This window comes from Lentzea rhizosphaerae (genome assembly GCF_042649515.1).
Taxonomy (GTDB): Bacteria; Actinomycetota; Actinomycetes; order Mycobacteriales; family Pseudonocardiaceae; genus Lentzea; species Lentzea aerocolonigenes.
The window spans coordinates 1-26,636 of the sequence record NZ_JBHRZI010000024.1; the positions used below are offsets into that span (position 1 = coordinate 1).

Consider the following 26,636-nt stretch of genomic DNA (forward strand, 5'->3'; position numbering starts at 1 on the left):
TGGTGGTGCTCACGGTCCTGCTGGCCGCGGGATGTACCGGGCCGGCCGTCACGAACGCGCCCGAAAGCACCCGGACGCCGCTGGAACAGCTCGCGCCCGAAGATCCCAGGCAGAAGTCGGGGCCGAGCACCGCCACGGTGGCCGATCCGGACGTCGTGCCGATCAGCGACGCGGTCGTGCCGGACCTGCCGGCGACCGTCACCGACGCCCAGGGCACCGATGTCACGGTGACCAGCGTCGACCGGATCCTCGCCTTCGACCGGCACGGCACGCTCGGCGCGACGGTGTTCGGGCTGGGGCTCGGAGACCGGATGGCCGGACGCGACATCTCGACCGGATTTCCCGCCGCGGCACGGCTTCCGCTCATCACGGCGAGCGGGCACCAGCTCGACGCCGACGCGATCACGAGGCTGCGGCCGACGGTCGTGCTCACGGACACGTCGCTCGGGCCGTGGGACGTGGTGCAGCGGCTCCGGGACTCCGGCGTTCCCGTCGTCGTCACGGATTCCAGGCGTGCCATCAACAACGTCGCCACGCTGATCCACCAGGTCGCCGACGCGCTCGGTGTCCCGGCGGAGGGGAGGAAGCTCGCCGGTCGCACGAACCTGGAGATCGAGAAGACCAAGATCGCGGCGCAGAAGCTCTCGGACGACTCGGAGCCGCGGATCGTGTTCCTCTACCTGCGCGGCGGGGAAGGGGTCCACCAGATCCTGGGCGAGGGCACCGGCGCGGACGAGCTCATCACCGCGGTCGGCGGGGTGGACGCGGCGTCCGAGACAGGGCTGCGGGGAGCGGTGCCGATCGATCCGGAGGCGCTGGGGAAGGCGGCGCCGGACGTCATCCTGGTGATGTCCGGTGGGCTCCGGTCCGTCGGCGGGGTCGAGGGTCTGGAGGCAGTTCCCGGTGTCGCGCGGACGCCGGCCTGGCAGAAGCGCCGGGTCGTCGACATGGACGACCACCAGGTGCTGAGCTTCGGGCCGCTGACCGCCTCGGTGATCGACGGCCTCGCTCGGGCGCTGTACACGTGAGCTGCGGCGTTGTGCGTGCCACGGCGACTTCACCCGGACGGCGGACTTGATCACTATGATGGGTGAGTGCCCCTGAGTCGTCGCCCTCCCGCGTTACTCGCTGCGCTGGCGCTGGTCAGCGCCGTCACGGCGTGCACGAACGCGGCGGCCGGCGACCCGTCCGGGGTTCCTCCGGAGCAGGTGGCGCCCACCTCGACGAAGAAGACGCCGGCACCGGTACCGCCACGGGACAAGATCACTCTCGCCACCGAGAACGGGCGGCAGAGCTCCGGAACGGTGCTGGCGGGGGCGGGGGACGCGCCGTATAACTACGCGCCCGCCGTGATGCTCGACAACGGCCGTGTGCGCGCGTGGTGGTGCAGCCAGCTGAGCGCGGCGCCGCCCGGCGGTGACGACATCCTCTACAGCGAGGGTCCCAGCGCCGACGGGCCGTTCAGCACGGCCGTCCCGGTGTTCTCGGGCAGCGGGACCAGCTTCGACGCGATGCACACGTGCGACCCGTCGCTGATCAAGATCGGCGACACCTACTACATGTATTACACCGGCGCGTCGCGGGACAACCACGCGAACGGCAGCTCGGTCGGCGTCGCGTCCAGCAAGGACGGTATGAGCTGGACCAGGGAGAACGGCGGCCAGTCGATCGTCGCCCCCGCCGGTGACAACATCCGCGAGAACACCTACGGCGCAGGTCAGCAGTCGGCCGTCTACGTCGACGGCTGGGTGTACCTGATGTTCACCGACACCACCGGTCTCGCCTCGCACCAGAACGGCGCCGGCCAGTACGTGCTGCGCTCGAAGGACCCCGCGTTCACCAAGGGCGTCGAGGCGCTCGGCACGCAGGGTTTCAAGCCCGTGACCTCGAACAACCAGCCGCGCACCCGGTCGGTGGTCGAGGCGTTCAGCGCCGACTGGATGTGGATCGAGGCGGTGTCCTCGTTCGCCATCGCCCACGAGACCGACAACGGCACGACCATCACGTTCTGGAACAAGGACTTCACCCGCCACCCGTTCGAACCGGTGCTGATCCCCGGCAGCTGGAAGGAAGGCCCGGGCCTCGTGCGCACGCCGGAGGGGCACGCGGCCGTCGACCCCAAGGACCCGTGCGGCCGGGTGGCGCTGGACGTGCTGCGCGGCACGATCGAGGGGCCGGCGGGGCCGACGAACATCTCCCACTTCGGCCTCGACGCGGTCGGGATCAAGGGGTGCGCCACCGCGGCCGAGGCCAAGGCGCTCAACGGCTTCGCGGTGCCGTCGCCGGAACGCACGCTCGACGTCGTGGTGAACGGCACGGTGATGCGGTTCGAGCGCCGCTCGGTGGCCGCCAAGTTCGCGCGCGGTGTGCTCGGCACCCGGCCGCAGGGCGTCGACTCGCTGAAGCTCGCGGTCAGGGTCCCCGCCGGCGCCCCCGCCGTGATGAACCCGGACAACGTGGTCGGCCTGGTGCTCGACGACAAGCTCTGGGTGGTCGGATCAGCCGAGGTCGCGACGCTCAACTCCTCCACGATCACCCCGGTGTCCGCTGAGCAGTGGGCGCGCTACCAACGCCTGCCGGACCTCGCGAAACGCTGACCGGTACGTTCTCCCCCGAGTTCGACATCGGGGGGACGGACAGGTGACGGCGACGATCGAACGGCCGAAAGCGCTCGCGGAGAGCGTGATCCCGCTGCCCGCCGAGCCCCCGCACGAGCGGGCGTGGTTCGGCATGCTGGCCGGGTTCCTCGGCTCGGTGGCGTTCCTGCTGCTCATCCCGCCCGGCTGGGCCCGGCTCGACCACCTGTGGGCCGAGGACGGCGCCAGGTTCGCAGTCGACGCGATCCGCTCCCCCGCGCTCGGCAACCTCGTCGAGCCCTACGGCGGTTACCTGCACACGCTGCCGCGCCTGGTCGCGCAGGTCGTCGCGCTGCTGCCGATCGAGTGGACCGCCGCCGGGTTCGCGATCGCCGCGGCGGTCCTGCGGGCGCTGGTCGCGTTGATCACATTCGCGGCCTCCAAGGCCTACCTGCGGTCGACGCCCATGCGGTTCGCGCTGGCCTCGCTGGTCATCGTGCTGCCCGCGGGCAACTCCGAGACGTTGAACAACATGGCGAACCTGCACTGGTTCCTGCTCTACGGCGTCTTCTGGGCGTTGTTGTGGCGCAACGCCCCACGTGTGCCGGTCGCGTTGTTCGTGTTCCTCGCCGCCGTGTCCAGCCCGCTGGTGTTCGTGCTGGCGCCGATCGCGCTCGTGCGGCTCTTCCTGTCCCGCAGGGAGGTGCCGATCGCGTTCCTCGCCGGGCTGGTCGTCCAGGGCCTGGTCGTGCTGTTCGCGACGCGGACGCCGTACTCGCACGACGAGGTCGATCCCGTGCAGGTGCTGCTGGCGAGCCTGCTGCGGGTGCCGGTGGTGGCGTTCACCGGGTCCGAGCGGGTCAGCGAGTTCTACCCGGCCAACGGCAACCTGGTGATCCTGGCCGCCCTGCTGGTCGCGGCCCTGCCGATCGTGGCGGGCCTGCGGTTCGGCGACCGGGCCGAACGGACGCTGGCGCTGGCTGCGGCCGCGTACAGCGTGATCGTCATCGTGGCGTGCCTGGTGCTGAACTGGACGCAGGCCCTGCAGGTGCAGGCGCCCGAGATCGTGATGGCCGGGCAGCGCTACAGCATCGCGCCGTGCCTGTTCCTGTTCACGGCGATCTTCGTGGGCCTCGACGCGACCCCGTCGAAGACCTGGGAACGCGCGGTGGTGGGCGGCAGCCGCTACCTGATCGGGATGGCCGTGGTCGTGAGCGTCTTCACGCACCTGCAGGAGCCCAGGGCCGTGCTGAAGGGCGTTCCGTGGGACGAGAGCCTGGCGCGGGCCCGTGCGGCGTGTGCGGGCGGTGCACCTGAGGCCAGGCTGGAGCACGAGCCGAAGGACTGGTTCTTCGTCGTGCCGTGCGGTTCAGTCGGCCGGTGAGTGCCCGCTGTCGAAAACGGCCGTGCTCGTTCGACGTGTGTGCATGACGACGATTGAGACACGCAACCTCGACCAGTACGGCAACACCGCCCTGCCGTGGAGCCAGGCGCAGGACCTCCTCGCCACCGAGTCCGCGTCGAAGGACGTGCCGTTCTTCCTGAACACCGTGCGCCCGGACGGCCGGCCGCGCTCGGCAGGCATCGGCGCCGTCTGGTTCGAGGACGCCCTGCACTTCGTGAGCGGGCCGGGCACCCGCAAGTCGCGCAACCTCGCGGAGAACCCGGCCTGCACGGTGTCGGTGCGGCTGACCGGAATGGACCTCGTGCTGGAGGGTGACGCGCACCGGATCACCGACGAGTCCACTTTGGACAGGATCGCCGCGCGGTACCGGGAGTCCGGCTGGCCCGCCCAGCGCGACGGCCAGGCGTTCACCGCGCCCTACACCGCGCCGAGCGGTGGTCCTCCGCCCTGGCACGTCTACCGGATCACGTTGCGGGCCGCGCACGCCGTGGCCACTGTGGAACCGGGTGGCGCTACCCGATGGACGTTCGGCTGACGAAGTCCCGGAACGATCGCGCCGGCCTTCCCGTCACGTCCTCGACGGTGGAGGTCACGCGGTCCTCCGCGCCGCCGCGGATGTCCTCGTCGAGCCCGGCGAGGATCGCGGCGAACTCCCCCGGCAACGACGCGGCAAGCCGTTCGGCCAGCTCCCCGGTGCTGACCGAACGGTGCCGCACGGGCCTCCCGGTGACCTCGGTGATGATCGCGGCGGCATCGGCGTAACTCAGCGCCTGCGGGCCGGTGATCACGTGATCCGTGTTGTGCGGCACCGGATCCGTCAACGCCCGTGCCGCCACGGCGGCGATGTCGGCGGCGTCGACGAACGCCACGCGGCCGTCACCGGTGGCTGTGACGATCTCGCCGTCGCGAACGCCCGCCGCGACCACGTGGTCACCGGTGAAGTTCTGCATGAACCACGACGGCCGCAGCACCGCCCACCCCGGCATCGTCCGCACCAGCGCCGGGAGAGCGCCCATTCCCGTGGCGCTCTCCGGCACCGCGGACGAGCTCAGCAGCACCACCCGCCGCACCTGCCGCGCGCGAGCGAGAAACGACTCGACCACCGGCACGGGATCGACGACGCCGAGGGGCGGGATGAGGTAGACGCGGTCGACGCCTTCGAGGGCGCTCCCGTACGTCGCCAGGACCTCCCAGTCGAACCGGACGTGGTTGTCGCGCAACGGTTTCCTGGTGCCGATGCGAGCGTCGGGAAGCAGGTTCGCGAGCAGGCCACCCGTGGTGCCGGTGCCGCCGATGACCAGCGTGCTCACGCCCTCCACTCCTGCAGCTGCAGCGGGTTCCAGTAGTCGCGGTAGTTCACGATCTCGCCGTCGCGGGTCGCGATGACCACGATGTACGAGGACCGGTACGGCTCGCCGGTCGGCACCACGACGCCCTCGGCGTCGAATTCGACGATGGCGACGTCCGGGTCAGTGGTCCGGTGCACGACCTTCTTGGGGAAGGCCTTGATGTCGAGCGTCTTCGCGTAGTCGCGCACGTAGTCCTCGACCGCGGAACGGCCCTCCAGCCTGGAGGGCCAGCCGGGCGGGGCGAACGGGAACTCCGCCACACCGTCCTCCGCCCACAGGCCGGCGAACCCGATCATGTCCTTGTCCAACAGCAGTTGCAACGCCCTCTGGATGACATCCACGGATGTTCCTCCGATTGAAATGGACGAGACGGTCCCGTCCCGTCCACAACGTTAGGCGGGACGGGACCGTCTCGTCCAGTCCTATGATGTGCGTCATGACCAAGCGCACCCCGACCGGCGCCGCCGTCCTGCAGCCGCAGGTGACCCGGGCGATCACCGACGCCGTGCTGGACGAGCTCGCTCTGCACGGTTACGGCCGGCTGTCGATGGAGGCGGTGGCCAAACGCGCAGAGGTCGGCAAGAGCGCGCTGTACCGGCGCTGGCCGTCCAAACAGGACATGGTGGTCGCGGCGCTGTCGGAGTTCTCCGTGCCACTGGCAGAAGTTCCGGACACCGGGTCGTTGCGCGGCGATCTGCTCGCGACCGTGCGGGCCGTGCACGACTGGCTGACCCACCCCCGGTTCGCCACGATCCTGCCGGACCTCACCGCGGAGGCCGTCCGCACGCCCGCGCTGGCGGAGGCGATCGCGGCGACTATCGGGGAACCGCGCCGCGCACTGGGCGCCGCGACGCTCAAGCGAGCGGTCGAACGGGGCGAGCTACCGGCGGACTTCGACGTGGAGATCGCGCTCGACCTGGTCGCCGCGCCCGTCTACTGGCGACTGTCGGTGCGCCGCGCCGACGTCGAGCCCGACTACCTGGAACGGCTCGTCGACCACCTGATGCGTGCGCTTCAGTGCTGGTAGCTGGGGTAGTCGACGTAGCCGGCCTCGGTCTGGAACCACGTCTCGCGGTCGGTGCTCACGAGCGGCAGGCCCAGCCGGAACCGTTCGACGAGGTCGGGGTTGCCGAGGTACGCGCGGCCGTAGCTGATCAGGTCGGCGCCGTTGGCGAGCCAGCGTTCGCCCTGCTCGCGCGTGCTCTCGTGCGGCCCGATCTGGCCGCCCGGGTTGAGGATGAACGCCGTGGGCCACGCCTTGCGCAGTCCCATCAGGACTTCGTCGTCGGCCGTCGCGAGCACGTGGAGGTAAGCGATGTCCGGCAACGCTTTCAGCAACGCGTCGTAGAGCGCGGACATCTCGGATTCGACGATGTCCTGCACCTGACCGCCGGGTGAGAGCCGGATGCCGACGCGGTCCGCGCCGATGGCGTCGACCGCCGCCTCGACCGCCTCGACGGCGAACCGGATCCGGCCGGTGATCGAGCCGCCGTAGCCGTCGGTGCGCTGGTTCGCGTTGGAGGACAGGAACTGCTGGATGAGGTAGCCGTTCGCGCCGTGCAGCTCGACGCCGTCGAACCCGGCCTCGACCGCGCACCTCGCCGCGTCGCCGAACGCCCGGGCCTCGTCGCGGACCTCACCGGTCGCCAACGCGCGCGGCACCGGTGCGGGCGCCATGCCGGTGGACGTGAAGACCTCGCTGTCGGCCGCGATCGCCGACGGACCGACGGGCTGATGCCCCGCGACCGCGAAGTGCCCGATGCGGCCGCCGTGCATGAGCTGGGCGAAGATCCGGCCGCCGTTGGCGTGCACGGCGTCCGTGACGACTCGCCAGGCCGCGACCTGGTCGTCGGTGTGGATGCCGGGCATGGACGGACCGGCCTGGCCGACCGCGTTCGGGTGGACGCCTTCGGTGACGATGAGCCCGGCGGTGGCGCGTTGGGCGTAGTAGGTGGCCGTCGCTGCGGTCGGTTTGCCGTCCACGGCTCGTGCGCGGGTCATGGGCGCCATGACGAGACGGTTCGGGAGGGTCAGGTTTCCGAGCTGGTAGCTGGTGAGAAGCATGAGAGCTACGCTAGAAACCTGACGTTGACGTCAGAGGTAACTTTTGTGGCGGAGGTCTCATGCGCATCGGTGAGCTGGCGGAACGCACGGGCGTCAGCGTGCGCGCGTTGCGCTACTACGAGGAGCAGGGCCTTCTCACGTCCGAACGCAGCGAGAGCGGGCAACGCCACTACGGCGACAAGGCTGTCGACCGGGTGCGGCTGATCCAGCACCTCTACGCCGCGGGCATCTCCAGCGCGTCGATCCTGGAGATGCTGCCGTGCGTGGTCACCGGTGAGGCGTCCCCGCACGTCCTGACCAAGCTGCACGAACACCGGTCGTCGGTGGTGCGGCAGATCGAGGACCTGCGGGAGACGCTTCACCAGCTCGACTCGGTCATCGCCGGAGCCGTCAAGGCTCACGAGTCCGGCGTGCCGTGCCCACCGGCCTGAGGCTCAGATCGTGGCGGTGTCGATCACGAACCGGTACCGCACGTCGCTCGACTGCACGCGGTCGTAGGCGACGTTGATCTGGTCGGCGTCGATCAGCTCGATCTCCGCGCCCAGGCCGTGCTCGGCGCAGAAGTCCAGCATCTCCTGGGTCTCCGCGATGCCGCCGATCATCGAACCGGCGAGCGTCTTGCGGCCCACGATCAGGCTGAACAGGTTCACCGAGATGGACTCCTCGGGAGCGCCGACGTTGACCATCGCGCCCTCGGTCCTGAGCAACGACAGGTAGGCGCTGAAGTCCAGCGGCGCGGACACCGTGGAGACGATCACGTCGAACTTGCCCGCCAGCTCCCGGAACGTCTCCGGGTCGTTGGTGGCGCGGTAGTCGTGGGCGCCGAGCTTCAGGCCGTCGTCCTTCTTGCGCAACGACTGCGACAGCACGGTCACCTCGGCGCCGAGCGCGCGGGCGATCTTGACGCCCATGTGGCCGAGCCCGCCGAGGCCGACGATCGCGACCTTCTTGCCCGGTGCGACGCCCCAGTGCTTGAGCGGCGCGTACAGCGTGATGCCTGCGCACAGCAGCGGCGCCGCGACGTCCAGCGGCAGCGCGTCGGGGATCCGCACCACGTAGTTCTCGTCGACGACGATCTGCTTCGAGTAGCCGCCGTAGGTGACGTCACCGTTGTGGTCGACGGCGTTGTAGGTCTGGATGTTGCCCTTGGCGCAGTACTGCTCCAGCCCGCGCAGGCAGTACTCGCACTCGCGGCACGAGTCGACCATGCAGCCGACGCCGACCCGGTCGCCGACGGCGTACTTCGTCACCTCGGAACCGACCTCGGCGACCACACCCGCGATCTCGTGACCGGGGACCATCGGGAAGATGCCCTCGCCCCAGCCCTCGTTGACCTGGTGGATGTCGGAGTGGCAGATGCCCGCGAACTTGATGTCGATCAGAACGTCGTGCGCGCCGACCGCGCGACGCTCGATGGTGGTGCGCTCCAGCGGTGCCTTGGGTGCGGGAGCGGCGTAGGCAGCGACGGTGCTCATCAGGGTTTCTCCTCGTTCGTCGTGTCGCTTGACGACACTGCTCCTGATCGAGGGGTCTACCCAGACACCTGGTTTTCGTACGTCTGACGTGCCTACCACTGGCAGTAGCAGGCACGACGTGCCTGGTCAGGGGATACTCGGCCCCATGACCGATCCGCGCACCGAGCTGAGCGAGTTCCTGCGCAGCCGCCGGGCGCGGCTGTCCCCAGACGACGTCGGGCTGCCCCAGTACGGCCGCACTCGCCGTGTGCCAGGTCTGCGCCGTGAGGAGCTCGCGCAACTCGCGGGCGTGTCTGTGGCGTACTACACACGGCTGGAGCAGGGCAACGGTCGCAACGTCTCCACCGAGGTGCTCGACTCGATCGCGCGCGCGTTGCGACTCAACGACGCCGAGCGCGCGCACCTGCACAACCTCGCGCACAGCAAGCCCGGCAAGAAGAAAACCGTGCGGTCACAGATCCGGCCGGCGTTGAAGAACCTGCTCGACAACGTCGGCGTGCCCGCGTACATCGGTGGCCGCCGCTCGGACATCCACGCGTGGAACCCGATGGCCGCGGCGTTGTTCGGCGACTGGGGCGAACTGGAGCCGCGCGAACGGAACTGGGCCCGCCTGATCTTCCTGCGACCGTCCTACCAGGACCTCTTCGTGGACTGGCAGAGCAAGGCCGCGGACGTCGTCGCGTTCCTGCGGATGGACGCGGGCTGCTACCCCGACGACCCCGAGCTGGCCGCGCTGGTCGGCGAGCTGTCGGTGAAGAGCGAGATGTTCCGGCAGCTGTGGGCCAGGCACGACGTCAAGGAAAAGGCCTTCGGCACCAAGAAGGTGCGCCACCCGCTCGTCGGCGACATGACGTTGTCGTGGGAGACGCTGCGGATGCCCAGCGAGCCCGACCTGTTCTTCACCACCTACCACGCCGAACCCGGCACCGCGTCAGCCGAGGCGTTGCAGCTGCTGGCCAGCTGGGGCAAGGACGCGACCCGCGCGGGGTCCTCTGCTAGGACTCAGGCATGAGAACGCCGCGTCTGGAGATCGAGTACTGCACCCAGTGCCGGTGGCTGTTGCGTGCGGGGTGGACCGCGCAGGAGCTGCTGACCACGTTCACGACCGAGCTCGGTGAGGTCGCGCTGATCCCCGGCACCGGTGGCGTGTTCGACGTCCGGCTCGACGGCGAGACGGTGTGGTCGCGCAAGGAGCAGGAGGGGTTTCCCGACCTCGCGGTGCTCAAGCAGCTGGTGCGCGACCGGGTGGCGCCGGAGAAGTCGTTGGGCCACACCGACCGCAAGCACTCAGCCGACGCCTGAGGACGCTACCGCCGTGTGATCTCGGCGGCGAGGAAGTCGTGCAGCCCGGTGAGGAACTCCGGCAACGTCGCCGCCACGACCTGGGCGCGGGAATCGTGGTTGTCGTACACACCGGCGCGGTCGAGCGCGCTCGGCGGCAACCGGTACACCGGTGCCCCGTCCGGCAACCCGAGCGCGAACAACGTCCCACCGCCGTCCGCGGCGAACGTCACGACGTCGACGGCCTCCGGCCCGTCGATCCGGACCGGCTGCCTGCCGTCACGCCCGCTCACGGTGTGCCGCGCGCCGGTGATGAAGACACCGGTGTGCAGATCCGGCAGCGACACCTCCTCCACGTGCCGGAAGAACTCCACGAGCGGCGTCGGCAGGTCCTCCGCCCCCTCGGGGAGGGGGCCTGCCGCGGGCGTCACCTCGTTCTTGCCGGGCGGATAGCCGAACTTCTCCCGGAAACCGGAGGTCAGCGCGGCCGACAGCTCGTTCATCGACGTCAGCCAACGCTCGTGGTCGAAGCCGTTCACGACATGCACCTTGTTGTCAGCGCACCACGTCGTAGACCAGCTTCTGGATGCCGTTCGAGTAGGACTCGCTCTCGACGACCTTCAGCATCTGCTTGTCCTTGTCGGTCTCGCTGAACAGCCGCTTGCCCGCGCCGAGCAGCACCGGGAACACCAGCAGGTGGTAGCGGTCGATCAGGCCTGCGTCGGACAGGTTGCGGTTGAGCGTCGCGCTGCCGTGGATGGAGATCGGCCCGCCCTCGGTCTCCTTCAGGGCGGCCACGTCGTCGAGCGAGCGCAGGATCGTGATGTCGCCCCAGTTGTCGACGAGCTGGTCCTCCTTGAGCGTGCTGGAGACCACGTACTTCGGCATCACGTTGTAGCGCGGGAAGTAGTCGAGGGTCGGCCACACCGGGGAGAACGCCTCGTAGCTGACGCGGCCCATCATCATCGCCGCGGCTTCCTCCTGCTCACGGCCCTTGATCTCGTAGGCGGCCTCGTCGAACTCGATGTCCTTGAAGGTCCAGCCGGAGCTGCGGTGACCGGGCTCGCCGCCAGGGGCTTCGACGACGCCGTCGAGCGAGACGAACGCGGTGGCGATGAGGGTGCGCATCGGGGTTCTCCTTGGTTTCGCACTTGCTGTCATGAGTGCGTCGAACGGTAGATGCCGGGATCGACAACTCGCCCGGAGAAATTTTCCGACACGTGTGACGGCGGCGCTGAACACCCCACCGAGTCCAGCGCCGCCGGCGTGCTCGGGAGTCTTCCCGTCCGCGCGCCGCACTACATGGGGGCCGAGCCCCCAATTAACGGCCGGGCGTAGGAGATGAGGTCCGCACGGGTCGTTCTGCCGGTGCGGGCCTTGAGGCTCGCGACGTGACGTTCGACCGTTCGGGGGGACAGGAACAGCTGTTCGGCGATCTCGGCGTTGCCGTACCTGTCCACGACCAGCCGCAGCACCTCGTGCTCACGGACCGTGACGCCGAGTTTGCGCAGCTCGGCGGGCACGGTGTCGTGGTCGCGCCAGCGTCGCTGGCGGGGTGCGCCCGCCTCCCGCAGCACCGCGCGGCACGCGGCGGCGACGGCGGGCACGCCGAGCCGGTGGAAGTACTCCTCGGCCTCCCGCACCCACTCCAGCGGGTCGCCCCAGCCGTCGGCGAGCGCGGCCGGACCGGCGAGCCGGAGCCCGAGGTAGCGAGGAAGGCCGAGTCCGGTGCCCAGTTCCAGCGCTTCCGCCGCCGCCTCTCCCGCCTCGTCCGCGCGACCGTCGCGGCCGAGCAGGACGGCGCGGCTCCACGCCAGGTAGACGCGGTGCAGCAGCACCTGGGCGAGGTGGGACTCGGCGAGCCGCTCGTACTCGGGCCAGCCCGCGAGGCCGTGCGCGACCCGCACCAGCAGCCGCGGCCCCTGGTAGAAGGTGCCGCGCAGGATCCGCGGTTCCGTGACGGCCCGCTCGACCTCCTCGAACTCGGCGAGCGCGCGGTCGTACCGCTCCTCCATCAACGCGCAGACCGCCGAGCTGTACGACCAGATCTCCTCCGACCCGCCGTTCTCGCGCAGCCGGGCCAACGCCTGGTCGGTCTCCTTGCGCCGTCCGTGCATCGCGGCGATGCCCGCCTCGACGGCCACCGCGAGCAGCTGCAACGCGTCCAGGCCCAGCTTCCCGGCCGCTTCCGCCGCGCTGGCACCGCACCGGGCGGCCTCGTCGTACTCCCCGCGGACCAGGTAGGTCGACGCCAGGTGCAGATCGGCGGCGATGAGGATGACGATCGCACCGGCGTCGAGCGCCGCCCGTCTGGCGGCCAGCAGCGTCGTGACGTCGATGGACAGGTACTTGTCCGCGACGCCCAGCTCCAGCAACGCGCGCAGCCGCCAGGCCGCCAAGCCGTGCTGTTCGGCCACCTGCTGCCAGCGCCGGACGTGTTGCCGCGCCTCGGCCAGGTCCTGTCCCCTGGTGCACCGGGTGAGCACTTCCAGCGCCTCGCAGACGATCTCCGGGGTGCCGGTGGCGGCCGCGCGTTCGGCGAGCTCGCGCGCCTTGGGCAGGAGGTCGAGCTGGTTGAGCCCGAACAGCAACGTCGCCTTGACGACGTCGACCGCTGCGTCGGTCTCCTTGGCCGACGCGATCAGGTCGAGCCCGCGTTCCCACTGACCGGCGACGGCGGCGACGCGGGCCTGGGCGAGGCGGACCGCCGCCCGGCGTCCCGGCTCGGCTCCGGCCGCGGTGAGGGCCTGCTGAAGTCGTTCTCCCAGCGCGAAAGCACGGGCGCCGTTGTCCGCGGGCACGACGACCGCGGCGAGCGGGAGCACGGTGGCGAGCGCGTCGAGCAGGTCCGCGGTGAGGTCCGGGTCGCTGGTCATCGCCTGGCCGCGTTCGAGCAGCTCGACGGCGGTCTCGAACCGGCCGAGGGCGGCGGCGTGCTTTCCGGCGCGCACCAGCGAGTGCACGGCCCCGGCGGTGTCGCCGGCGGCCTCCCACAGCTCGGCGACGAGCTCCAGTTCGTTGGGCCGCAACACTTCCGTGGTTCGCGCGGCCTTCCTGGCGAGCGACGCACGTGCCGTCGGCGTCATCCGGCCTCTGATCGCGTCGGCGGTCAGCGCGTGCCGGAACCTGTCGCCGTGGACGAGCTGCGCGCGTTCGGCCTCCTGCAACAACTTCGTCGCGTCCGCGACCTCCGCGACCGCCGCCACGACGTCGAGCGGGAACACCGGTCCGAAGATCGCGGCGGCTTCGAGCAGCGCGACGCACGCGGGTCCCAGCGCGTCGACCCGGTGGAGGGTGGCCGCCGCGACGGTGGGAGGCACAGCCCGGAGGTCACCGTTGAGCAGCTCCTCCACGACGAACGGCACGCCGTCAGCGATCTTGGTGAGCTGGGCCAGCACGTCGGCGGGCAGCGGCTCGCCGAGGAGGCGGCAGGCCAGTTCGGCGACCTCGGCGTCCCGCAGTCCGGTGAGCCGCAACGCGAACGCCACCCTGCGCGCGACGGCCGAGTCCGCGAGTCGTTGCGCGCCATCGGGATGCGGCCGCAGCGTGGCGAGGAGAAGGACGGGTTCGCCCGCGAGGTTGTCGAGCAGGTAGTCCACGATCGCGAGCGTCTCGCCGTCCGCGTCGTGCAGGTCCTCAAGCACCACAACGGTTTTCTCGGCGGTGAACAGCCGCAGCACCGCCTCGGCCCTGACCACGGCCGGGTCCGGCACCCCGGCGGGCGCGTCCGGTGTCATCCTCAGCACCACGGGCAGGTACGCGCCGAGCTGCTGCTCGTCCGGAGCCTTGCGAAAGGCCGAGAGCACCGCCTCGCACAGCGCCCGCAACGGCACCGCGCGACTCGCCCGGCCCCTGAGCACGCGGAACCCGCGGTCCGCGGCGTGCGCGGCGAGCTCGGACGCCAGCCGCGACTTGCCGATCCCCGGCTCCCCCACCAGGAACACCGCGCCACCGCGACCCTGCCCGGCCCGTGCCACCGCGGCCCGCAGCGCTGAGGTCTCCTCGCTCCGGCCCACCAGCACCGGGGACTGGAACTGCATGGCGCAGGACAGTACCGGTCAGGAATCGAGAAGCACGGCCGAGCCTCCCGCTCCTACCGTTGTCCCCAACGCCAGCGAACAACCGGAAGGACAGGAAAGATGAGCAGCACCAAGGGGATCCGCCAGTTCCACCGCGTGGTCAGCATGGTCTTCATGGCCACCGTCGTGTTCACGGCGGTCGCGCTGACCGTGGACAACTCCGTGGTGTGGGTGTCGTACGTGCCGCTGCTGCCGTTGTTCGTGCTCATGGGCACCGGCGTCTACATGTGGTTCCTGCCGACCATCGCCCGGCGCCGTGCGGCCCGTCGCGCCGCCGCCTAACCGTTGAGCCGGTCCTCCAGGTGCGTCAGGGTGGCGTTCAACGCCACCCCGTACACCGCGATCCGGCACGCCAACCACCACAGCGTCGCGTCCGTCGGGGCGACGACCAGGCCGATCACCAGCTCCCGCACGAGCCGCCGGGTCTGCGCGACCAGCACCCCGACGCTCTGGACGATCTCCGCGAAACCCGCAGAGACCGAGCTCAGCCCTCTGATCGCCTCGATGTTGTGCCCCATCAACCGCACGTGCTCGCCGGCACCGTCCCAGCCCGGCACGTCGGACGCGATGAAGGCCTCGAGTTCCGCAGCCATGTCCCGCTGCTCGACCGCGATGTTGTACCAGGTCACGGCATGTGCGGCGATGACCTCCGGCAGCCCGGTGAGCTCGTCCAGCACCTCCTTGAGCGGCCCGATCTGCTCCATCGCCCCGCGCGCGGGCGGCTCGGCCGGTGCGACGAGCGAGGGCAGGGCGGCTTCGCGCACCGGGTCCGGCACCGGCCGTTTCTCGCCCGCGAGGTCGCACAACCCGGCCACGATCAGGCGCAGGTTCTCCTCGACGTACGCGACCAGCTCGTCCTGCCTCGCGTGCTTCTCCAGGACGGCGTCGACGACCCACCGGCACAGCCGCCCGTACACGGTCTCGTCGCCGACGACGACCGCGCTCGCCCGGTGGACGGCCGCGAACCGCACGCGCACCGCCTCGATCTGGTCGGCGTGACGGACGATCTGGCCGGGCACGTGCCCCATCGTAGATCGGGAGTCCGGGCTTGACCTTGCACCAACGTGCAGGGTCCATCGTGATCGCCATGCAGACCTCAGTGACCCGGTGGGGCAGAGCGGGCGCCCTCTACGACCTCGTGGCGAGCGCCGCCTTCCTCACGCCGTGGACCGCCGTGTTGATGCTCGACCTGATCGGCGCTCCCCGTCCCGATGTGATGGCTCTCCTCTTCGCGACGTTGTTCGGCACGGTGGTCGTGATGTGGTCCATCGCGCGGTGGCGTCGCCCCGAACCGTTGCTCATCGGCATCGACACGGTCGGCCGGGCGCTGTTCAGCCTGTGGTTCGTGTGGGCGTTGTGGCACGGGCAGACGCCGGTCCTGGCGGTGTTCCTGGTGCTGGAGCTGTTCTGGGGCGCGGCCCAGCTGCGCGCGCTGGTGCGGAGGTAGTTTCCGGTGGTGCGCATATCCGAACTGGCCCGCGCCGCCGGGGTGGGCATCAGCACCGTCCGGTTCTACGAGCGGCGCGGGCTCGTGCACCCGACCGCCCGCACCGGCGGCGGCTACCGGCACTACGACCAGGAAGCCCTGCGGCGCCTGAAGTTCATCCGCCGCGCCCAACGCCTCGGCTTCACCCTCACCGAGGTCGAGCAGATCCTGGCCCTCTCCGACGCGCCCGAGCTCGACGACCTGGGCGGCGTCATCGCGGAGAAGGTCGCCGAGATCGAGCAACGGCAGCGCGACCTCGACCGCGTTCGGCTGGCGTTGCTCGACGTCGCCGCGAACGGCGTGCGGGAGCAGTGCCCGGTGATCGCGGCCCTCAACTCGTAGGCTGTCACCGACGACGAACGGGAGGTCTGACGTGACGGTGGCCGAGGTCATGGCGGAGCTGGCCGCACTGGAGGACCCGAAGGCACGCGCGGTCAACGAGAAGCACGGCGACGACCACGGCGTGAACCTCGGCAAGCTGCGTGCCGTCGCCAAAAGGCTGAAGACGCAACAGGAACTGTCGGTACAGCTGTGGCGGACCGGCGACACCGCCGCCCGGCTGCTGGCGTTGCTGATCTGCCGCCCCAAGGCCTTCTCCCGCGACGAGCTCGACGCCATGCTGCGCGAGGCGCGGCGGCCCAAGGTGCACGACTGGCTCGTGAACTACGTCGTGAAGAAGAGCCCGCACGCCGAAGACCTGCGCGTCAGCTGGTTCGCCGACGCCGATCCCGTAGTCGCGAGTGCCGGCTGGGCGCTGACCACGGACCGCGTGGCCCGCAAGCCGGAGGGGCTCGACCTCGCCGGGCTGCTCGACGTGATCGAGAAGGAGATGAAGGACGCCCCGGAACGCCTGCAGTGGGCGATGAACCACTGCCTGGCGCAGATCGGGATCGAACACCCCTCGCTGCGGGCCCGTGCGATCGGCATCGGCGAGCGCCTGGAAGTGCTGAAGGACTACCCGACGCCGCCGAACTGCACGTCGCCGTTCGCACCGATCTGGATCACCGAGATGGTGCGCCGCCAGCCCGTCGGGTAGCTACTTCCGGTAGAAGTGCACGTTGCGCCACTGGTGTTCGGCGCTCGCGGTCTTCAACGTGCCGTAGACGCCGTACTTGAAGTAGTGGTCGCCCTTGGGGCCGTTGTTGGTGTGCACGAGCTTGCCGTTGATGAAGATGGAGTAGCTGCCGCCCGTGGCAGTGGCGTTGTGCGTGACGTTGATGCGCACCCACTTGCCGTAGATGTTGCTGACCAGGTCCTTGCCGCCACCGCGCAGCGTGCCGCCGTTCTTGGCGTACGACCTGATCATGAGGGTGGTGGCGCCGTCGCCGTCGTTGCCGAAGATCTGCATGGCGCTCTCGTCGTCGGTGCCCGCGGTGACCTTGAGCTCGCCCTCGAACTGCCGCTGACCCGTCCGGTAGTTGTCCTGGATCCGGGCCTCGACGCGGTTGGAGCCGTTGTTGAAGAGCCGGAACGTCTGCACCCCGCCGGAGCGCAGGTAGGAACCACCCGGCCCGGACGCGCTGGTGGTGCTGCTGGGGTAGCTCGTGATCTCGCCGCGGCTCTGGATCTGGATGTTCCACGCGGGTTTGTGTTCCTGCCACCCGCTCCCGACAGGCCCGGCGAAAGCAGTCGGCTGGACTGCGGTGAACGTGAGAACAGCGGTGCCGATGATTGCGGCAATTCGTCGCATGAGACGCAGTCTCATCTCTGCGGCACATTTCCGCGAGCACCGAAATTTCGACGCCGAAAAGGTGGGCAGCGTCGCCGCTGCCCACCCGGATCAAATCAGTTCAAGCGTTTCGATCAGTCGCCGTAGGGGTTCTGGATCGAGACGTGCACGTGGTCGTAGTGACCACCGGTGACACCGCTGCCCGAGTAGTTGCGCCAGCCCTCGGACGCGCGGGCGACGCTCCAGATCTTGCCCTGCCAGATCACGTACCGGACGTCGAGCTTGACCGCGTACTTCTGCAGCCAGTAGGCGAGCTTCCAGCCCTGGGCCTTCTGCGCGGGGGTCGGGTAACGACCGATCGCGTCGGAGATCGTGCAGTCCAGCGCGTTGCCGGTGTTGTGGTTGCTGGTCGACGGCTCGCCCGGACGGTAGTCGCCGACGTAGCACTGACGCTCACCGGTCAGCGAGGAGATCTGGCCGCGCACGAACGCCGTGCGCTTGGAGGCCTGCGGCGCGCGAACGGCCTGGGACGGCTCGTTGTTGGTGGCCGGGGCCGGGTACGGGGCGCCGGGGCTCGGGTCCGGGTCGCCACCGGCGTCACCGATGCGGTGCGAGGCGTTCTCGTTCTTGAGCTCGGCCTTCAGGTTGCCTTTGGCCCCGGCCGCGAACGTCTGCTTCGCGCCGCCGTAGTTGCTGTTGTAGAAGACCGTGACCGACTTGCTGGTGCGGTTCCAGACGGAGGCGGCGTTGTTCTTCACGCACAGGCCCTTGCCGTTGCCCTCGCCCTTGAACTCGTAGCAGCCCGGCTGGTCGTCGCCGTAGTCCGCGACCGACTCGGCGAAGTCGGACACCGAGCCCGCCTCGTCGCTGTTGTAGTACAGGCAGAACTCGCCCGACTCGCACGTACCGTTGCGGTCGGTCGCCGCGTTGGCGACACCGGCACCGAAGGACGCGCTCACCAGCGCACCCATCAATGCCACGAAAATCGTTTTCTTCAACACGTTATGCCCTTTTCGTTTCCGCGGATCCGACATGGCACGCCGTCCCCCGATCGGCGCTGTCAGAACCGCGCTAACGCAGGGGAAGCAATGTTGCGCCGGAAGCATCTCGGCCGCCGCTGACATTCCACTGACACCAGCAGCAACCGATTTGTCAGGGCCGTGGAAACTCGTCGAGGCGCACCGACTGGGCCCTCGGGTACTTCCTTCCCGGCATCGGAGCCGGTGATCCGGTGAAAGAAACGGGCGTGCCCGCCAGCAACAGGGTCAGCCCGTCCGGCAGGTCGTCTCGGGAGACGAACCACGACCCGCCGCGGGTGTCGGTGATGAACCCGTGCGACTGCCCGGACTTCCAGGTCGTCACGGTCCCCCGCCTGCGGCCGCGAGGCGAGCCCACCGGTGAGGCGACGGCCTCCGACGAACGCACGAACGGGCTGTGCAACGGGTAGTCCGGCTGGTCGGCCGGGGCGAACAGCGCGTCGAAGCCGGGCGTGAACGGGGTCGCGGCCCGCAACGGCGCCGCGGTGCGCGGGGTCCAGGCGGGTGCCTTGTCGATCGTCCGCACGTCGACGACCGGCACGACCACGTGCACGCCCCGTGCGGCCAGCCTCGTGACGAGCGGGGCGAAGTCGGCGTCACCGGTGAGCAGCACTACCCACTGCAACGGCGCGGAGACCGCGCGGTCCCACGCCTCCAGTGCGAGGTGGACGTCGACGCCCTTCTCCTTGCCACCGTGCAGAGGCAGGTCGTGCCGGGTGATGCCGGCGGCGGTCAGGGCCGCGTCGAACGAGACGGCCGGGGTGTCGATGCGGCCGCGGGCGTAGTGCGCCTCCGCGACCACGCACTCGTCGAGCGAACGGCCGGTCTCCGCGTGGACGAACCAGCGCAGCGCGTCGTGCAGGCCGTCGAGCGAGATCCGCGCGGCCCTCCGGTGCGCGGTCGCGTAGAAGTCGCTCAGGTACGCGAACCACGTGCCGTCGTAGAACACTCCGATGCGGACGATCTTCCCCACCGCGCGGACACTACCCGGTGGACTCGGGGAAGTCGCAGCTCACGGCACGTCGCAGCGCCCAAAACCGGTGGCGCGGGTGCGCGATGATGGTGTCGATGTCGATCCAACTGGCTTTCGGGGTGACCGCCGGACCGGGGTTGAGCTGCTGGCTCCCCTCGTCGGGCGGTGCTGCCGCGCCCGGACTCGCCGAGGCGCGGGTCGGCGCGCACCCGCCGGGGTCGCCCGTGGCCGTGGGACCGGCCGACGCGGACCCGGCGGAGGCGACCCGGCAGCTCACCCTGCTGGTCGCCGGCGGACCGGAGGCGGCCGGCGCGGGCGTCGACCTCGGCGGCGGCTTCACCTCGGCGCGACTGTCCGGCGCCCGCGGTGACCGGCGGGACGCGGTGCTCGCCGCGCTGCGGGTCCTCGGCGCCGACGGTGCGCACCGGCTGGGCGACCGGACCGCCGTCCTGGTGGCGCTGTTCGGGCCGGCGGCGACCAAGCGGGTCGGCGCCGCCACGAACACGGCCGTCGCAGAACGGCGCTGGGCCGCACTGGAACTGGCCTCGGCCGCCTCGGAGCTCCTCGGGCCGGAGCAGCTGGAACGCGTGCTCGACCTCCGCACGCCGGAGGGCATCGACCCGTTCCCGCGCGGTGCGGCGTCCACGCTCGCCGACCACCTGTCCCGCGTGCTGTCGCGCTACCAGCGGCCGCGCCGGCTGTCGTTGATCATCAGCCTGTGGGACCACGTGTGCGCCGAGCTGGCCGCACGGCGGCGCGTGGCACGACGGGCCGCGACGCAGACCCGCGCGGACCGGGTGGACAAGCTCCGCGAACGTCACCGCGTCCACTTCGACGAGACGGTGCTGCAACAGCTGAGGTGGGCGGTCGGCGAGACACCGACGCTCGCCGAGGCCGCCCGCTGGCGTCCGCCGCCGTACTGGACCTCGTGGGAGCTCGGGCGTCTGCTGCGCGACGCGATCGCGGCGACCGCGCTGCTGCGGTTCGCCAGGACGTTGTCCGACGAAGGCATCGCGGTCGCCGCGGAGAGGCACCGCGCCGAGCTGGTCGCGGCCGACGAGTGCCTCACCGAGGAACAGCGGGCCGACGCCGCGCGCCGTCCCGAAGGCGCCTACAGCCATCCGGCGCGGCCCGGTTGCTACGTCCACCACCTGGTGCAGTCGCTGAGCCCGGACCGGCCGATCAGCGCGAAGACCGAGAACCAGGTGAAGACCCGCGTCGCCATGGCCCGCAACTACGGCGTGGTCGTCTTCGACGCCGTGACGCACCTGCTCGGCGAGCTCGGCGAGCCGCTGCAGAACTGCTGGGACGCCTGCAAACCGTGGCACGTGCCGGCGCTGCGGCAGTGGCGCACCGCGGTCGGGTACGTGCGGCCGCCGCAGAGCTGGGAACAGCCGCCGCTGTCCGACGCGCACGCGGACAGCCCGGACCTGCCGCTGGCGCAACGGATCGGCACCGCGGACCCGGCCGAGGTCGAAGCACCGCACGACCTGCTCTGGCTCGCCGACCTCGCCGACGCCCTGGCACCGTTCCACGGCAGCGACACCGCCACCGTTCGCCACGAACGCCCCCACCCGGCCCTGACCTACGACGCGCCGCCACGTCCGGTGCCGGGCAGGCCGCGCGCCGACTCCGTCCCCCTCGCGGCCGCCGCGGTCGCGCAGCTCGTGATGTTCGGCGCCACACCGCCACCTCGGTGCGGCAGCTGGGCTGAGCTGGTGGCCGGGGTCAGCGCGGACGCCGTGGTCGCGGAGGCGAGTGTCGGCGTCTTCCCGATCCCGCCGGAACTGTCCGCAATGGACGGACAGGTCGTCGCGGGGCTGACCGTGGAACTGGGCCACGAGCCGAGGCAGCTCGCCGGCTGGTCGAGCTACATGGGCAACTGCATCGGTGAGTCCTGGTACGCGGACAAGGCGCGCCGCGGCCTGTGCGTGCTGATGGCGTTGCGCGACCCCGCCGACGGTCGCGTCGCCGCGAACCTCGACATCCGCCGGCACACCGGCGGCTGGCACGTCTACGAACTGCGCGCCCGGTTCAACGACGACGTCACCCCGGCGCTGGAAAAGCACGTCAAGCGGTGGGTGGACGGCATCCCGGTCCCCGCGCCGCCCGAGCCGGAACCGCTCGTGCCCGTGCCCCCGGTGCGCGCGCGAGGCGGACGCCGTCCCGCGGCAACGCGCCTGCCGTCCGAACTCGTCACCGCACTGACGAAGGCGGTCGAACGAGAACTGTCGTCGCCCCCGGCCGTGTCCGCGCGGCGGACCTACGCCGCGCTGGCGAGCGCACTGGGACGACCGGGCAGGCCTGCCGACTTCGAACCCGACGCGGCGGTGATCGCGTTGAAGCGCCGGCCCGGCCACACCGACCTGGTCCGCACCGCCCTCGACACGGGCCTGAGCGCCCAAGCCCTGTGGCAGGCGACCCGAGTCCGCCCGCTCACCGCCGCGGTGGAGAGCCTGCGCGAGAACGAACGACTCGGCGCTCTCACGAACGGCTCACCGCTGCCGCGAACGTTGCGCGCGCTCACCCGCCTGCCGGACATCGCACCGGCCCACGCGATGGACGTGGTGGCCAGGGCAGTCCGCGCGGCCATGGGCGACCTGGTCGGCGACGACGCACTGGCGCGGTCGGTGGCACGCCGCCCGTCGACCGAACTGGTGTGCGCGCTGGCGATCGCGACCACCTGCACGGCAGGCTCCCACGGCACGGTTCAGGTGGCGGGAGCTCGAAGGACCGCGGTTCCGGGCTTTCCCGCCAGCGATCTGTCCGGTGAGGGCGGTCCGTGGCGGGCAGCGATGACCGCCGCCGCCGAGCTCGGGGCCCCCGTGGACGTGTTCTGGGAGCGCATCGCCGAACACGGCCTGGTGGTACCCGCCGCGCTGGTGGGTGACAGCGGGTGGCCGGCGCTCTGGAGCCGGGCCCACCGCTGAGCGGAGCCCACCGGGCACGCGTCTGACCTGGGTGCTCGCACATTCCGCCGCCGCGTGGGAAAATGGCCGCCCCAGAACGCGGCACCGCGCCCAGGAGGCCTCGCGAACCGGACGCCCGGCTGCTTCGATGTTTCGAACCTGCTCCATCCCGTGTAGCCCCTGGCCACTGGACGGACCTGCCGTGAGCTCGGTGCTCAGGCCCACGAGCCCCGCATGGAGGCATAACCGCATGACGAAGACCGCGAAGAAGAAGAACGAAGTCGAGGTCCGCGAGCCTCGGCCCAAGCCGCGCCGGGACGTCTCCCACGTGCCGTGGCGGGTCTGGGTCGTCGTGTGGAGCGCCATCTCCGCGGTCACGAGCCTGGCGGGCCGGGGCAAGAAGCACTGACAGCGGTCATTCAGCGGGCAGCGCCGCGGCCAGCCAGGCCACGGACGCGCCCGCGACGACGTGGATCGCGCTGGTGAGCCAGGAGTCCGGCAACGGCGCCGCCAGCGCGAGCACGGGCAGTGCGACCGCGTACGCCACCGCGGGCACCACGGGATGCGTCCGCGCCCTCACCATCGCGATCCCGAACAGCACCGCACCGACGGCGAACACCACCGCGCTGCCCAGCAACGCGAACCTCGTCGGCCCGGCGAGCACCGGCTGGTCGACGTAGAACAACGCCACGTTGAGCGTGAACGCGGCGCCACCGAACAGGCCGAGCCCGATGACGTTCGCGGTGAAGGCCAGGGCGCCGAACCCGCCACCGCCCTGCCGCAGGTGCAACGCGGTGAGCAGCGGGAGCGCCAGCGCGGGAGCGATGCCGAGCACGAAGCTCGTGGCCGCGATCTCGCCCGTGACGACCTCGACCGCGGCGGGCAGGCTGATGCACAGCCCGGCGAGCACACCGGTCCACCGCGCCAAACCATCCAGTCTCATGCGTGTTCTCCTTGTGCGACAACGGGTTCGCGACGGACGCTACGAGCGCGGGTGATCACGCCGGAAGTGCCGTGCGGCCAGGACCGGGCGGCCGGAGGTCATGTGCCTTCCGGCTCATGACACGGAGACCGCACGCGCCGTAGCCTCGGCGGCGTGACGAGCATCAGGTCCGGCGTGCCGTGGGTGTCCGGTGCGGTCTACGGGATCGTGTTGCTGGCCGGGCTGTACTACGCGCTCGCCGGCCTGGGCGACGGTGACGTGGCGAGGCTCGCCGGGTTCGTCGCCGGGCTCGCGGCGGTCGCGGCGCTGGACGAGGTGGAACGGCGGCTCGGCCGTGCGCCGGCGGCGTTCCTCGTGGCACGGCTGGCGTTGTTCTTCGCGGTGGCGGCGCTGGACGAGTCGGGGTTGTCGCGGGTTTTGTTCGTGCTGGTGCCGTTCACGGCGTACCTCACGTTCGGCAGGAGGGCAGGCCTGGTCCTCGGCGGGCTGTGCCTGGCGCTGCTCGTCGCGGGCTTCGCCGTGCGGGTGCCGGACTGGTACCGGGACGTGGAGTACCTGTCGGACCTGCTGATGTTCGGCACGGGACTCGTGCTCGCGATCGCGATGGCGGAGGTGGCGACGAGGGAACGCCGCGCGTCGGCCAAGGTCGCGGAGCTCTCGGCGGCGACCGAGCGCAACCGGCTGGCGCGCGACATCCACGACGGCCTCGGGCACCACCTGACGGCGATCGCGATCCAGCTGGAGAAGGCCACCGCGTTCCGCGACCGCGACCCGCAGGCCGCCGAGCAGGCGCTGACAGACGCCCGCGAGTCCGCCGCCCGCGCGCTGCGGGACGTCCGCACGTCGGTCGGAACCCTGCGCGCGGCACCGGTCTCGCTGCGGGCCGCGCTCACCGAACTGGCCGAGCGGGACGACGTGGTCACGGTCCGGATCGACGGCGACGAACCCGACCTCGACCAGGCCGCGGTCACCACGTTGCACCGCGCCGCGCAGGAGGCGGTCACGAACGCCCGCAGGCACGGCCGCGCCACGTCGGTGCGGGTCGCGGTGACGTTCGGCGCGACCGGCACCCGCCTGGTCGTGACCGACGACGGCCGGGGCTTCGACCTCACGGCCTGCCGCACCGGCTTCGGCCTGCTGGGCCTGCGCGAACGAGCCGCGCTGGTCGGCGGCGAGTGCACTGTGGACAGCGAGCCCGGCGCGGGCACGTCGGTGACGGTGACGGTCCCGTGACGGCGGTGCGCGTGCTGGTGGTCGACGACCAGCGGCTGGTCAGGGAAGGAATCGCGTCCCTGCTGGACATCCAGCCGGGCGTCGAGGTGATCGGAACCGCGGCGGACGGCCGGGAGGCGGTCGAGCAGACGCTCGCGCTGTCCCCCGACGTGGTGTTGATGGACGTGCGCATGCCCGGAATGGACGGCGTGGACGCGATGGCGGTGCTCGCGAAACGCGCCCCCGGCTGCCGGGTGGTCATGCTGACCACGTTCGACGACGAGGAGTACGTGGTGCAGGCGTTGCGCGCGGGCGCGGCGGGCTACCTGCTCAAGGACCTGCCCGCGGCCGAGCTGGCGGAGGCGGTCCGCCTGGCGCACGCGGGCGTGACCCAGCTCGACGACGCGGCGGCCAGGCACGTGGCGGCGGCGCTGAAGCCGCGGTCCACCGGCACGCTCACCGACCGCGAGACCGAGGTGCTGCGCCTGATCGCGGCCGGCGCCACGAACCGGGAGATCGCCGGCCGGCTGTTCCTGAGCGAGGGCACGGTGAAGAACCACATCTCCCGCATCCTGAGTCGCCTGGGCCTGCGCGACCGCACCCAGGCCGCGTTGTACGCGCGCGACCACGGCGTGCTCTGAACCTCACCGCCCCAGGCCACCGTCAGGTCCCGGTGGCCACCAGCACGAGGGCGCGGCGATCCGGGACGAGGTAGGCCTTCGCGCCCCACTCGTCGTGGCCGAACGCCCGATCGAGGCGTTCGCCGGTCAGGAACGGCCCGCCGGGCAGCTCGGCGCGCAGCCCGTCGACGACCTCAGGGGTCTTGCCGGCGGACTCGGGGACGTGGGCGGTCCTGAGTTCGTCGATCTTGCTCTCGGGCAGCGTGATCACGGCGTCGATCCAGTAGGTCGACGGGCCGGGTGCCCGATCAGAGCCGAAGGTGCCCGACATCCACCGGGCCTGCTCGGCGTCGGCCAGCGCCGGAAACCGCTTGGTGAGCGGTTCGAGGTCGGTGCGCAGCTCGCCGGTACCGGACTTCTCCGCGGGTGCGGCGGTGTGTCCGTCACCCCACGCCTGACAGCCGGCGGTCAACACCGCGGCCATCAGCACGGCGATCAGCCTGGTGAACCTCACCGACGCTCCCTGAAGTCAGCCGGGACGGGTTCCCGGTCGCGGCTCGTTCCGCGAGCGTCACGATTCTCGCCCAGCGGCCCGGCTTCCCTGGCACGCAACGCCAAAACGGTCAGCGCCACCGTGACGGCGACCACCGCCGCGGCTGCCAGCAACGTCCGGACGTCCGGGTTCACCACGGACTGCCCGCGCATCGCCTGCCAGGTCAGGATCGCGAACACGCCCGTGTACCCGAACACCGCGATCCGGACCACCCAGCGCCGCCGCACGTCGGAGCGCAGCAGCGGATACCGGCGTGCCAGCACGATCAGACCGAGCGCGATCAACGGCAGCACCTGGATGGCGTGGATTCCCACGAAGTGCGGGATGCGGAGGTCCCCGCCCTGAGTGCTCCAGCCGAGCAGCGGCAGGCCCGGCCCGCCGTCGGACGCGCCGACCGAGTGCGCCCCGAACGTCGGCGGCTTCTTCCCCTCCTGCAACACCGCGTGCTGCTCGGGCGTCGGGCTGAACATCAGCATCGCCACGGCCATGCCCGCCAGCGACAGGCCGGTCCCCCACCGCAGCGCCGAGTTCAGCGCGCGGTCCGGCATCCGCTGGAACAGCAGCAGTACCACGACGGCGGCGATGGAGAGCCAGGCGAGGTACGCGCCGCCGGCGACGACGTTGTTGATCGCGATGTCCGCCGGCGTCGCCTTGTTGAAGTGCAGCTGCCGGCCGCGGAAGATCATCTGGAAGACGATGAGCGCCATGTCGGTGCCGATCCCGACGGTGAACAGCGTCCCGAGCCACCAGCCGACCCGGCTTCCCCGTCGCACCCTGGTCAGCAGCAGCGCCAACGTGATCGCGTACGACCCGATCGAGACCGTGAACTTGAACGGCTTGAGCCAGATCGGCGCGTTGACGATCGTGCGGCCGTCGACGAGCAGACCTACCAGCGCCACCACGCAGAGCACTGCCATCGCACCGGTGAGCACCACGAGCGGGCGGTGCAGGGACCGCAGGCTGATTCCGTTGTCCGACATGGCGTCGAGCCTGGCCGAGCGACCC

Annotated in this window: 31 protein-coding genes; 16 read left to right on the forward strand and 15 right to left on the reverse strand. The window is 70.8% G+C overall.

All coding sequences use genetic code 11. From position 1 onward, the window contains the following. A partial coding sequence (locus ACFOWZ_RS28495; protein ID WP_382376992.1) for a hypothetical protein occupies positions 1-226 on the reverse strand: 226 nt, incomplete at its 3' end. Between the two features lies 1 nt (position 227). Between ACFOWZ_RS28495 and ACFOWZ_RS28500 the strand changes: the two genes are divergently transcribed. The 4 genes from ACFOWZ_RS28500 (at position 228) to ACFOWZ_RS28515 (ending at position 4,516) form a co-directional block, all read left to right on the forward strand. Beyond that, positions 228-1,028 carry a heme/hemin ABC transporter substrate-binding protein gene (locus tag ACFOWZ_RS28500; RefSeq protein WP_382376993.1) on the forward strand — a complete coding sequence of 267 codons (801 nt, stop codon included), beginning with the start codon at positions 228-230 and terminating at the stop codon, positions 1,026-1,028. Positions 1,029-1,094: 66 nt separating this feature from the next. Next, positions 1,095-2,597 carry a beta-xylosidase gene (locus ACFOWZ_RS28505; protein WP_382376994.1) on the forward strand — a complete coding sequence of 501 codons (1,503 nt, stop codon included), beginning with the start codon at positions 1,095-1,097 and terminating at the stop codon, positions 2,595-2,597. 43 nt (positions 2,598-2,640) lie between these two features. Further along, entirely contained in the window at positions 2,641-3,960 is a 1,320-nt protein-coding gene (locus tag ACFOWZ_RS28510; protein ID WP_382376995.1) for a hypothetical protein, read from the forward strand. A 43-nt stretch (positions 3,961-4,003) separates the two neighbouring features. Continuing rightward, the gene (locus ACFOWZ_RS28515) at positions 4,004-4,516 is read left to right on the forward strand and encodes a pyridoxamine 5'-phosphate oxidase family protein (protein WP_382376996.1); all 513 of its coding nucleotides are present in this window, start codon (positions 4,004-4,006) and stop codon (positions 4,514-4,516) included. On the opposite strand, the gene ACFOWZ_RS28520 is transcribed toward ACFOWZ_RS28515, so the two are convergent. After that, positions 4,494-5,291, reverse strand: coding sequence for an NmrA family NAD(P)-binding protein (locus ACFOWZ_RS28520; RefSeq protein WP_382376997.1), 798 nt, complete (start codon positions 5,289-5,291; stop codon positions 4,494-4,496). The two genes, ACFOWZ_RS28515 and ACFOWZ_RS28520, sit on opposite strands and share 23 nt — an antisense overlap. Continuing rightward, complete coding sequence (locus ACFOWZ_RS28525; protein WP_201780144.1) at positions 5,288-5,671, reverse strand: nuclear transport factor 2 family protein; 384 nt, start codon at positions 5,669-5,671, stop codon at positions 5,288-5,290. The genes ACFOWZ_RS28520 and ACFOWZ_RS28525 overlap by 4 nt, the downstream gene beginning before the upstream one ends. 95 nt (positions 5,672-5,766) lie before the next feature. Between ACFOWZ_RS28525 and ACFOWZ_RS28530 the strand changes: the two genes are divergently transcribed. Then, on the forward strand, positions 5,767-6,357 hold the full coding sequence (locus tag ACFOWZ_RS28530) for a TetR/AcrR family transcriptional regulator (RefSeq protein ID WP_382376998.1): 591 nt from the start codon (positions 5,767-5,769) through the stop codon (positions 6,355-6,357). Here the strand turns inward: ACFOWZ_RS28530 and ACFOWZ_RS28535 are convergent. After that, positions 6,345-7,394, reverse strand: coding sequence for an alkene reductase (locus ACFOWZ_RS28535; RefSeq protein WP_382376999.1), 1,050 nt, complete (start codon positions 7,392-7,394; stop codon positions 6,345-6,347). The genes ACFOWZ_RS28530 and ACFOWZ_RS28535 overlap by 13 nt on opposite strands. A gap of 59 nt (positions 7,395-7,453) precedes the next feature. On the opposite strand from ACFOWZ_RS28535, the gene ACFOWZ_RS28540 reads away from it, so the two are divergent. Next, entirely contained in the window at positions 7,454-7,825 is a 372-nt protein-coding gene (locus tag ACFOWZ_RS28540) for a MerR family transcriptional regulator (protein ID WP_382377000.1), read from the forward strand. A gap of 3 nt (positions 7,826-7,828) precedes the next feature. Here the strand turns inward: ACFOWZ_RS28540 and ACFOWZ_RS28545 are convergent, their stop codons facing one another. Further along, a complete protein-coding gene (locus ACFOWZ_RS28545; RefSeq protein WP_382377001.1) occupies positions 7,829-8,869 on the reverse strand; it encodes an NAD(P)-dependent alcohol dehydrogenase in 1,041 nt (346 codons plus the stop codon). Positions 8,870-9,014: 145 nt separating this feature from the next. On the opposite strand from ACFOWZ_RS28545, the gene ACFOWZ_RS28550 reads away from it, so the two are divergent. Next, positions 9,015-9,881 carry a helix-turn-helix transcriptional regulator gene (locus ACFOWZ_RS28550; RefSeq protein WP_382377002.1) on the forward strand — a complete coding sequence of 289 codons (867 nt, stop codon included), beginning with the start codon at positions 9,015-9,017 and terminating at the stop codon, positions 9,879-9,881. Then, complete coding sequence (locus tag ACFOWZ_RS28555; protein ID WP_382377003.1) at positions 9,878-10,171, forward strand: SelT/SelW/SelH family protein; 294 nt, start codon at positions 9,878-9,880, stop codon at positions 10,169-10,171. Before ACFOWZ_RS28550 ends, ACFOWZ_RS28555 begins: the two co-directional genes overlap by 4 nt. A 5-nt stretch (positions 10,172-10,176) precedes the next feature. Here ACFOWZ_RS28555 and ACFOWZ_RS28560 read toward each other — a convergent pair whose 3' ends face one another. The 3 genes from ACFOWZ_RS28560 to ACFOWZ_RS28570 form a co-directional block, all read right to left on the reverse strand. Continuing rightward, positions 10,177-10,689, reverse strand: a complete 513-nt coding sequence (locus tag ACFOWZ_RS28560; RefSeq protein WP_382377004.1) for a hypothetical protein — start codon at positions 10,687-10,689, stop codon at positions 10,177-10,179. 16 nt (positions 10,690-10,705) lie between these two features. Further along, a complete protein-coding gene (locus ACFOWZ_RS28565; RefSeq protein ID WP_382377005.1) occupies positions 10,706-11,278 on the reverse strand; it encodes a dihydrofolate reductase family protein in 573 nt (190 codons plus the stop codon). Positions 11,279-11,448: 170 nt separating this feature from the next. Further along, positions 11,449-14,190 carry an ATP-binding protein gene (locus ACFOWZ_RS28570; RefSeq protein ID WP_382377006.1) on the reverse strand — a complete coding sequence of 914 codons (2,742 nt, stop codon included), beginning with the start codon at positions 14,188-14,190 and terminating at the stop codon, positions 11,449-11,451. Between the two features lie 99 nt (positions 14,191-14,289). On the opposite strand from ACFOWZ_RS28570, the gene ACFOWZ_RS28575 reads away from it, so the two are divergent. Continuing rightward, a complete protein-coding gene (locus tag ACFOWZ_RS28575) occupies positions 14,290-14,511 on the forward strand; it encodes a hypothetical protein (protein ID WP_382377007.1) in 222 nt (73 codons plus the stop codon). On the opposite strand, the gene ACFOWZ_RS28580 is transcribed toward ACFOWZ_RS28575, so the two are convergent. After that, positions 14,508-15,248: a hypothetical protein gene (locus tag ACFOWZ_RS28580; protein WP_382377008.1), complete on the reverse strand. Its 741-nt coding sequence runs from the start codon at positions 15,246-15,248 to the stop codon at positions 14,508-14,510. The two genes, ACFOWZ_RS28575 and ACFOWZ_RS28580, sit on opposite strands and share 4 nt — an antisense overlap. A 68-nt stretch (positions 15,249-15,316) precedes the next feature. Here ACFOWZ_RS28580 and ACFOWZ_RS28585 point away from each other — a divergent pair, with 68 nt between their 5' ends. From ACFOWZ_RS28585 to ACFOWZ_RS28595, 3 genes are read left to right on the forward strand one after another with little or no spacing between them, the layout of a single operon-like run. After that, positions 15,317-15,676 (forward strand): hypothetical protein, encoded by a 360-nt coding sequence (locus ACFOWZ_RS28585; RefSeq protein WP_382377009.1) that lies wholly within the window; start codon positions 15,317-15,319, stop codon positions 15,674-15,676. Between the two features lie 9 nt (positions 15,677-15,685). Next, entirely contained in the window at positions 15,686-16,057 is a 372-nt protein-coding gene (locus ACFOWZ_RS28590; protein ID WP_382377010.1) for a MerR family transcriptional regulator, read from the forward strand. Between the two features lie 49 nt (positions 16,058-16,106). Continuing rightward, complete coding sequence (locus ACFOWZ_RS28595; protein ID WP_382377068.1) at positions 16,107-16,751, forward strand: DNA alkylation repair protein; 645 nt, start codon at positions 16,107-16,109, stop codon at positions 16,749-16,751. Here ACFOWZ_RS28595 and ACFOWZ_RS28600 read toward each other — a convergent pair whose 3' ends face one another. The 3 genes from ACFOWZ_RS28600 to ACFOWZ_RS28610 all read right to left on the reverse strand — a co-directional run bounded on the left by ACFOWZ_RS28600 (position 16,752) and on the right by ACFOWZ_RS28610 (position 19,394). Beyond that, positions 16,752-17,405 carry a polysaccharide lyase family 7 protein gene (locus ACFOWZ_RS28600; protein ID WP_382377011.1) on the reverse strand — a complete coding sequence of 218 codons (654 nt, stop codon included), beginning with the start codon at positions 17,403-17,405 and terminating at the stop codon, positions 16,752-16,754. Positions 17,406-17,518: 113 nt separating this feature from the next. Beyond that, positions 17,519-18,355 (reverse strand): peptidase inhibitor family I36 protein, encoded by an 837-nt coding sequence (locus ACFOWZ_RS28605; RefSeq protein ID WP_382377012.1) that lies wholly within the window; start codon positions 18,353-18,355, stop codon positions 17,519-17,521. Positions 18,356-18,536: 181 nt separating this feature from the next. Continuing rightward, positions 18,537-19,394, reverse strand: a complete 858-nt coding sequence (locus tag ACFOWZ_RS28610) for an NYN domain-containing protein (protein WP_382377013.1) — start codon at positions 19,392-19,394, stop codon at positions 18,537-18,539. A gap of 95 nt (positions 19,395-19,489) precedes the next feature. Here ACFOWZ_RS28610 and ACFOWZ_RS28615 point away from each other — a divergent pair, with 95 nt between their 5' ends. Further along, positions 19,490-22,324: a hypothetical protein gene (locus tag ACFOWZ_RS28615; protein ID WP_382377014.1), complete on the forward strand. Its 2,835-nt coding sequence runs from the start codon at positions 19,490-19,492 to the stop codon at positions 22,322-22,324. Between the two features lie 229 nt (positions 22,325-22,553). Next, positions 22,554-22,712 (forward strand): hypothetical protein, encoded by a 159-nt coding sequence (locus ACFOWZ_RS28620; RefSeq protein WP_156094127.1) that lies wholly within the window; start codon positions 22,554-22,556, stop codon positions 22,710-22,712. Between the two features lie 6 nt (positions 22,713-22,718). Here the strand turns inward: ACFOWZ_RS28620 and ACFOWZ_RS28625 are convergent, their stop codons facing one another. Then, positions 22,719-23,246: a hypothetical protein gene (locus tag ACFOWZ_RS28625; RefSeq protein WP_382377015.1), complete on the reverse strand. Its 528-nt coding sequence runs from the start codon at positions 23,244-23,246 to the stop codon at positions 22,719-22,721. A gap of 153 nt (positions 23,247-23,399) precedes the next feature. Here ACFOWZ_RS28625 and ACFOWZ_RS28630 point away from each other — a divergent pair, with 153 nt between their 5' ends. Together ACFOWZ_RS28630 and ACFOWZ_RS28635 are read left to right on the forward strand one after the other, a co-directional pair. After that, a complete protein-coding gene (locus ACFOWZ_RS28630) occupies positions 23,400-24,479 on the forward strand; it encodes a sensor histidine kinase (RefSeq protein ID WP_382377016.1) in 1,080 nt (359 codons plus the stop codon). Further along, positions 24,476-25,099: a response regulator gene (locus ACFOWZ_RS28635; RefSeq protein WP_382377017.1), complete on the forward strand. Its 624-nt coding sequence runs from the start codon at positions 24,476-24,478 to the stop codon at positions 25,097-25,099. The genes ACFOWZ_RS28630 and ACFOWZ_RS28635 overlap by 4 nt, the downstream gene beginning before the upstream one ends. A 22-nt stretch (positions 25,100-25,121) precedes the next feature. Here the strand turns inward: ACFOWZ_RS28635 and ACFOWZ_RS28640 are convergent, their stop codons facing one another. Next, positions 25,122-25,592 (reverse strand): hypothetical protein, encoded by a 471-nt coding sequence (locus ACFOWZ_RS28640; protein WP_382377018.1) that lies wholly within the window; start codon positions 25,590-25,592, stop codon positions 25,122-25,124. Beyond that, positions 25,589-26,611, reverse strand: coding sequence for a hypothetical protein (locus tag ACFOWZ_RS28645; RefSeq protein ID WP_382377019.1), 1,023 nt, complete (start codon positions 26,609-26,611; stop codon positions 25,589-25,591). Before ACFOWZ_RS28645 ends, ACFOWZ_RS28640 begins: the two co-directional genes overlap by 4 nt. Positions 26,612-26,636: the final 25 nt, after the last annotated feature.